We start from the raw sequence: 6,778 nt of genomic DNA on the forward strand, positions 1-6,778 counted from the left end.
GCCAAGCGCTTGGCGACGCCGACCTGCAGGTTGCGGGTTTCAGGTCTGGGGAAATGCAGTGGAGGCTGGAAACGCCGAAGCCCGTCGCCTAAGTCAACTGCGCAATGAGAACATCAATGACAACCTCAATGAGAATTTTGTCATTGAAGCGCTCAATGTTAGCTATGGCGGCTATAGCTGCACCGCGCAGTGTTGGAGGTGGAGGAGAAGGAATGCAGTTAGTCGCGGGGCTGCAGGCGCTTGACCAGCTGGTCGTGGTGGACTGGGGCGAGGCAGCCGGCGTCCACGACGCGCCGGGCTAGCTCCTTGTCCCCCATCTTGGCCGCGAAGGCCATGCCCATGGTGATGTCGTGGTCGGGGCGGCCGATAAGTGTAATCTCATCGCCAGGTTTGATGCGGCCAGGCTCGATGATGCGCAGGTAGGAGCCACAATCGCCGCGCTCCGTGAAGGATTTGAGCCAGCCCGGCTCATCCATCCAGCCGGAGAAAGTGGCACAAGGCGTGCGCGGGATAGACACTTCAAGCACGCACTCCCCCACCTGAATTCGCTGGTTAATCAGCATGTTCGGCCAGGAAATCCCCTCGGTGGTGAGGTTTTCCCCAAAGTAGCCATCACGCAGCACACGGTTGAGCGTGCCCTCCCAGTAATCGAGCTCCTCACGGGCGACGGCATACACGGCCTTCTCAGCGCCGCCGTGGTGGGCGTGGTCACCGATGGAATCCCCCACCACGCCGGAGCCGTCACCGTAGTTGGGCCCAGGTATCTCCAGGTCCAGGAAGGGGCGCGGCTGCTTATCGATGCCCGTGTACTCGTGCCGCCCGTGCGGCTCGGGGCGGCGGACAGCGACGTTCGTGGAGATAACCTTCATGCTCACCTATTGTGGCACACCTCACGCGCTCACATGTCGCGATCGTGGAAGAGCGCCTCCGCAGTCACGAGGTCGTAGAAGAAGAGGCGGGGGGCGAGGGGGAGGACGTCAGCAAGCATGGGCATGTCCTCCTTGAGCAAGGGACTTTCCATGATGATGTCATTCGCCGCAGCGCGGGAGGCCAGGGCGAAGGCATAGGAAATATAAGGCATCCACGCAGCGGCATTGAGCTCGTCGGCGGTGTTTCCGCTGGCAAAGGCGCCCAACGCGATGAGGGTGTGGCTGACGGACATGTCAACGCCCGCGTTTTGCACCAGCGAGGCTAGTGCCGTGGCGTCCTTGCGCAGGTGCTCGATGGTGCCCAGCGCATCGAGTGCGCCGTTATTGGCAAAGCACTCGCGCAGCGCGGCGACGCGGCCGGCCTCCCCCATCAGATCATCGACGGGCGGTGTGGGACTGTGAATGGTAGCGGCATTGAGCAGCATCGGGCGGGTCAGACCATCTGCGCCGGATTCACGCACGGCGGTGAGCTCGGGGTTCTCGCTGGCAGAGGGATCGAGGAGGAGATCCAGGTAGCTATCGACGCCGGACTCGTCGGCGGCCTCCAGCGGGGAGTGGAACAAGCGCGTGCGCGCAAGCGAGCGGGCTTGTTGGTTCACGCTGACGCCGGTGCGCGCCAGGGCGTGGACCGCGTCCTCCGGTTGGGCGCGCAGGCGGTCGATGGTGCTGTCGAACATCGCCTGCAGCTTCGGGTTGGGGCTGCGCTGGGAGAGCACGTGGAGCGCGCGGAAGGTGTCCCAGAGCTGCTCCGGGGTCCAGTCCTTTGATGCGAGTGCCGCCGGTGAGCCTTCTGGCGTGATCACAATGGAGGCGCTGGAGGGGCGTGCAGGGGCGGCGAGGTTGGAGGAGGCGCGGAGCTCGCGGACATCGACAAGCAGCGAGCCCTGCTCAGCAAGGTCGGCGGGCAACTCAAACCCCTCTTCGGTGGGCGTGAGTTGGGTAGGCGCCACCGTGGGCTCGGCCAATGGCCAGGCCCAGCCCACTAAATCTGCCTGCGGTTCTGCGTTCTGTTCAATGATTATTTCATCGCCATTAAGCAGGCCGCGGCTGACGAACGGGGACTTGCGGACGGTGGCCAGCGCCGCATAGATCAGGCTGGTGGATGCGGAAGCTTCGTACTCGACGATGCGCCGCTCCAAGCTGCGGGCCTGGTGAGCCTCGCGCTCCCCCGCCGGGAGGGAGTCCAGGTAATCTTCGTAGGACAGTGTGGACCACATGAGGAAGAGCTCTGCCGTTGGCTGTTTGCGCACGGCGTTGGCCAGCGCGGCGTTGGGGACGGCGAGGCTGGTGACCGCCTGCGTGGTCTTCGAGGTGCGCGCCAGCTCCTTGATTTTCTGGCGGCCGTCGATGGTGACGAACTTCGCCAGCGGCAACGGGCGCGGCGAGTGGACGGTAAACATATCGTCCTGATCGAGCTGGCCGGCGAAAATTACTGGCTTATCGGAGTGCTCAGTGGGTTCCAAGCCGATGCGCTTGACGCGGCTAAACAAGGCCTCGGGCCAAACATCGAATTCCAGCTCATAGCCGGCCTCACTGGCTACGACCTCGCGGCGAGAGACCTCGGTGTCCTCGAGGGTGCGTCGTCCCTTCTCCAGCGCGATGGGCTTCTTTGGCGGAGAGGCCAGCGTGTAGCTGAAGGTTGAGTGCGCACCGAGGGCGTCGATGATGCGGAAATCCATGCCGCGCGGGCCGTCGTTGGTGGCGCGCATGTGGAGGCCCTCGGCGAGGGAGATGAAGCGGACGTCGACAAGCTGCTCGTCGTGCCACAGCGACACCTTGTAGCGGCCCACCCACGGGTCTTCGTAGAGGTCACCGGGGAAAGGCTCGGCGATGCCTGCGTCGAAGGTCTGTTCCGAAATCTCCTCCTGCTCGCCCCCGAGGGGCGCGTAGGTGAGATCGATGCGCCACTCCCCTTCCGCAATGAGGTGCACGCGCGGCGACTTGGTGAACACGGGCTCGTTATCGAGGCCCCGGGCGTTGGGCAGGGTGGCGACGTCGAAGTCCCACGCGAAATCGCCGTGCTTGGCGACGTCCACCGGTTCCCTCTGCGGTACCCTCACCTGATCCGGTAGCGGTCCCACTTCCCAGCCGGCCCAGATGCCGAGTGGCTCAGCATTCTCGAGCGTGCCCTGCGGCGCGATGAGGGTGGTGCGGTCATAGACGATGAACGGCGCCTCATCGGTGATGCCGGTGAAGGTGACGGTCTCGATGAGGTCCTCATCGCCATCGCGCAGGGTTACCTCGATGCGGGTAAAAGGCCCAGGGATGCCGACTTCCAGCGGTTCTTCGGTGGCGAATTCGCGCACCGAATGGGGGCGATCGATGAAGTGAGACTTGACCACCCACCGAGGATCAGACAGATCTGCCTCAGGATAGGTAGCCGGCAGCTCCAGCATGAGAATGTTGCTCCCCCGGCGCAGTGAAATCCGGGGACCCTGTTCGGTGAGGTCAGTGGTGACCAACGGCGTTGTGGGAAGTGAATAAATCTCCGCGCTCATTTGCTTCATCATAGGACACGGCGGGGTCCTGTTGCCATGTCGCTGGTAGAGGGCTTGATTGTCCTAACGGTAGGACAGGTGTCCTATCGATAGGACAGCTCAACCGAGTTTGACCGGGTTGGCCAAGGTAATGCGCGTGCTCGGATACGAGGTTTCCGTACAGGTACACCACATGAGCGATGCCGCCGCCGCGACAGCCGCCCGAGTTCTCCTGGGGGAGCTCAGCAGCGAAGAACCAGACGTTAAAGCCTGGATTGACCGCTTTGTGCAGTGGGGTGACGCTGCGGCCGTCGGTGGCAGCTACCAGGCTCTCATGGAACGGGCCGCGTGGGCCTCCAACCCATATGGCCGCCACGGGGCTCTCCACTTCTTACCGTCAAATCCCATAACGATTGCTTCAGCGGTTGATGCGAGTGGGCAAACTTGGGCGATGTCGGGTGCTTTTGCAGCGCAACGAGTCGCGGGGCAGATCGCAGGTGAAGAAGAACCTCACTCAACATTGATCTGGTGCACAAATCCAGCAGACATCGTGTCTTCATTGCCCACTCGGATCCGTGCCAGTTCTGAGCCCGTATCCGGAGGAATCACCCTCGTGCCTGTCGCTGGTGAAGAGCTCGCCGGCGCAACTAATGAAGCCGGAATGCACTACGTATCACCGCATCAGCTTGCCATTGATGCGTGCGCAGAAAACTATGTGGGAGGGGCATAGGTGATGAGAAGAGCAACGAGCCGAGTGAGCTGGGAACACCATGAGCGGCCGCACGTTTCGGAGTTGGGGACCGACCGTGCGTTATTTCGATTAACCAAGCAACTTCCTGACTTGGTGTGGAACGCCGCCGCGCTGGAAGGAAACACTTTCACTCTCCCGGAAGTTCGAACCCTGCTAGATGGCATCACTGTGGGCGGAAAGGCACTTGCTGAACAGCAACAGATCTTGGACTTGTCAGAAGCTTTCAACCTGCTCCACGAGCTGGTCCTCAAAGAGGAATGTGCGGTGGATAAACCCACCAGTAACGCACTCCATGCCGTGCTAGCAAGGAACGAGGCCCTGGACGCTGGTCTTTTCCGTGGTGAAGGCCATGTGGAGGGAGATGGCGGCAGCGTCCGGTCTCTTGCTGAGTCATGGATACAGCGCATTGAATATCCCTCACGCGCGACGGCTGGAGTTCAACCTTGCCCTCGATGAGCTCTTCCGCGCGGACGATGCCACAACGCTGATGGATTTCCTGTACGACTGCCTAGCGGAGTCCTCCCAGTAGAGGGAAAAGACTCGAAGTGCGTGAACAGCAAGGGCCCTCCGCTTTAAAAGCGAAAGGCCTGCTTGGGGCTGAATGCTCAGCGCATCCTCTAGTATGAGGCGATGAGTGCTTAGCGGAACATCCTCTGCAGAGCGGCGAAGTCAACCTTCACGATCCCCATGGACTGCAGGTAGGTAGCGATAGTGCCGAGGATGGCGGCAGCGATGCCAGCGCCCAGGAAGCCAGCGCCAATAGAGGAGCCAACCTTGCTGCTGGTGTCATCCTTGGCCTGGTTTCCCTGATCCTGATCCTGGTCCTCGTCTTCCGGGGCGGAGCCGTCAGCGAACCACCAGTCCTGGATGATCAGGTTGGCAACGTCGGTGTTGTCGATGTACTTGCCGCGCACCGGATCGGTGCCGGTGGCCTTGGCGGACCTGACCCCCGTTAGGTAGACACCTCTGATTCCAGCCAGTGCGGCTGGGAAGGAAGGTAATCTACCCTCATGCCCGTAAGGTTTACACGGAACAGTTCAAGCGCGACGCTGTCGCAATGTTCGAGTCGAACCCGGATTCCTCGATGCGCAAGGTCGCAGAAGAACTCGGGATCAATCGCTTGACTTTGGGAAACTGGTATAAGCAGTACGGCACCAACGTCCCCAAGGATGATGCAGCGTCACCCGCAGAAAAGCTTGCTGATGCGGAGCGAATCCGCCAGCTAGAACGCGAAAACAAAAGGCTTCGTGAAGAGCGCGATATTCTGCGCAAGGCCGCGAAGTATTTTGCTTAAAGAGACGACCTGGTGATCCGCTTCCAGTTCGCCTGTGACAATCTCGCCGACTACTCGGTCAAGCGGATGTGCACAGTCCTGGGCCTCAATCGGTCTTCGTACTACAAGTGGAAGAACTCGGCTTCACGGCGCCGTGCACGCCTTGTAGATGATGCTGTGGTGGCCGCGGAGATCCAAGCCATTTTCGATGCTGAAAACGGCGTGTAGGGCGCTCGTCGCATCACTGCCGAACTCAACGACCCCACACGTCGCGACGGTGCTACAACCCCTGCCAAGCGGATCAATCGCAAAAAGGTGGCACGTTTGATGCGGGCCCAGAACCTGTTCGGATTTCAAAAGAAGCGCAGGGTCAAGACCACTGTGCGCGACAAAGGCCGGCGCGTGTTTGCAGACTTGGTCAACCGTGACTTCACAGCCTGCGCTGCAAATCGTGTGCTTGTCGGCGATATTACGTATCTGCCGATCGCAGACGGAACGAACATGTACTTAGCAACAGTGATTGATTGCTTCTCCCGCAAGCTTGTCGGGTTTGCTATCGCCGATCACATGCGCACCGAACTGGTAGAAGAAGCCCTCGAAAACGCTTCCCACCTGCGAGGAGGTCTTGACGGTGCGATTTTCCACTCAGATCACGGAAGCGTCTACACCTCATCGCAGTTCCAGGCAACATGCAGGCGCTTGGGCGTTACCCAGTCGATGGGCGCGGTGGGAACCAGCGCGGATAATTCGCTCGCTCAAGTCGTTCAACGCGGCTTTAAAGCGGGAGGTCCTCAAAGATGCGAAGACCTTCGCCAATCAGCTTACCTGCCGCAGAGACGTATTCCGGTGGTGCGTGCGCTACAACACGTGCCGTCGGCACACATGGTGCGGATACCAAACCCCCGATGAGTTCGAGTCCCAAGCCGCTTAAGGCCTGATAGGCTTACACCTACATTTTGTTCACCCCACGGTGTCTACTTTCCGGGGGCCGGGCCCGCATTAGTAGCTTTCTGCGCATCCCCCGCAATACCGCAGCATAACCAACCATTCTCAGCCTATCCCCTGGTCTGGCAGCCGGAGGATATTCGCAACAGTATGAAACTAGGGCCATGTCCCAGGTTGGGTGTTTGGGTGTGATGGTGATTTTTCAAAGCAGGAGTGCTCTGATGCTGCTGGGGTGTTGGGTGGGGAGCTAATCGCGGAATAGTGCCACAGTGTCGTTATTGGTGTGGGTAAATGTGTTTTGTTCCCAACCACCCATAATCACGCCCAGGAAATACCTCCGCGTGCGCGGAGAAGAGGTAGAGCGCACCGCAACCGCAGGACAAGACGGGGAAATACCTCCGCG

General features: G+C 60.5%; 5 protein-coding genes and 1 pseudogene. 3 read left to right on the forward strand and 3 right to left on the reverse strand.

Annotated features, from left to right (window positions below):
• Positions 1 to 218: 218 nt before the first annotated feature.
• Entirely contained in the window at positions 219 to 869 is a 651-nt protein-coding gene (locus QP363_RS12410) for an MOSC domain-containing protein (protein ID WP_070644803.1), read from the reverse strand.
• A 29-nt stretch (positions 870 to 898) separates the two neighbouring features.
• A complete protein-coding gene (locus tag QP363_RS12415) occupies positions 899 to 3,427 on the reverse strand; it encodes a hypothetical protein (protein ID WP_284764721.1) in 2,529 nt (842 codons plus the stop codon).
• Between the two features lie 136 nt (positions 3,428 to 3,563).
• Between QP363_RS12415 and QP363_RS12420 the strand changes: the two genes are divergently transcribed.
• Both QP363_RS12420 and QP363_RS12425 read left to right on the forward strand, forming a co-directional pair.
• Entirely contained in the window at positions 3,564 to 4,136 is a 573-nt protein-coding gene (locus tag QP363_RS12420) for a hypothetical protein (RefSeq protein WP_284764722.1), read from the forward strand.
• A gap of 427 nt (positions 4,137 to 4,563) precedes the next feature.
• Positions 4,564 to 4,686: a hypothetical protein gene (locus tag QP363_RS12425; protein WP_284764723.1), complete on the forward strand. Its 123-nt coding sequence runs from the start codon at positions 4,564 to 4,566 to the stop codon at positions 4,684 to 4,686.
• A gap of 109 nt (positions 4,687 to 4,795) precedes the next feature.
• On the opposite strand, the gene QP363_RS12430 is transcribed toward QP363_RS12425, so the two are convergent.
• On the reverse strand, positions 4,796 to 5,071 hold the full coding sequence (locus QP363_RS12430; protein ID WP_284764724.1) for a hypothetical protein: 276 nt from the start codon (positions 5,069 to 5,071) through the stop codon (positions 4,796 to 4,798).
• Positions 5,072 to 5,214: 143 nt separating this feature from the next.
• On the opposite strand from QP363_RS12430, the pseudogene QP363_RS12435 reads away from it, so the two are divergent.
• A pseudogene (locus QP363_RS12435) lies at positions 5,215 to 6,361 on the forward strand (IS3 family transposase).
• Positions 6,362 to 6,778 lie beyond the last annotated feature (417 nt).

The organism is Corynebacterium sp. UMB6689 (assembly GCF_030215295.1).
Lineage (GTDB): Bacteria > Actinomycetota > Actinomycetes > Mycobacteriales > Mycobacteriaceae > Corynebacterium > Corynebacterium aurimucosum.

Excerpts from the sequence above, each read along its gene's own strand:
- QP363_RS12410 (WP_070644803.1), bottom strand. The coding sequence starts at position 869 with ATGAAGGTTATCTCCACGAACGTCGCTGTCCGCCGCCCCGAGCCGCAC.
- QP363_RS12415 (WP_284764721.1), bottom strand. The coding sequence starts at position 3,427 with ATGAGCGCGGAGATTTATTCACTTCCCACAACGCCGTTGGTCACCACT.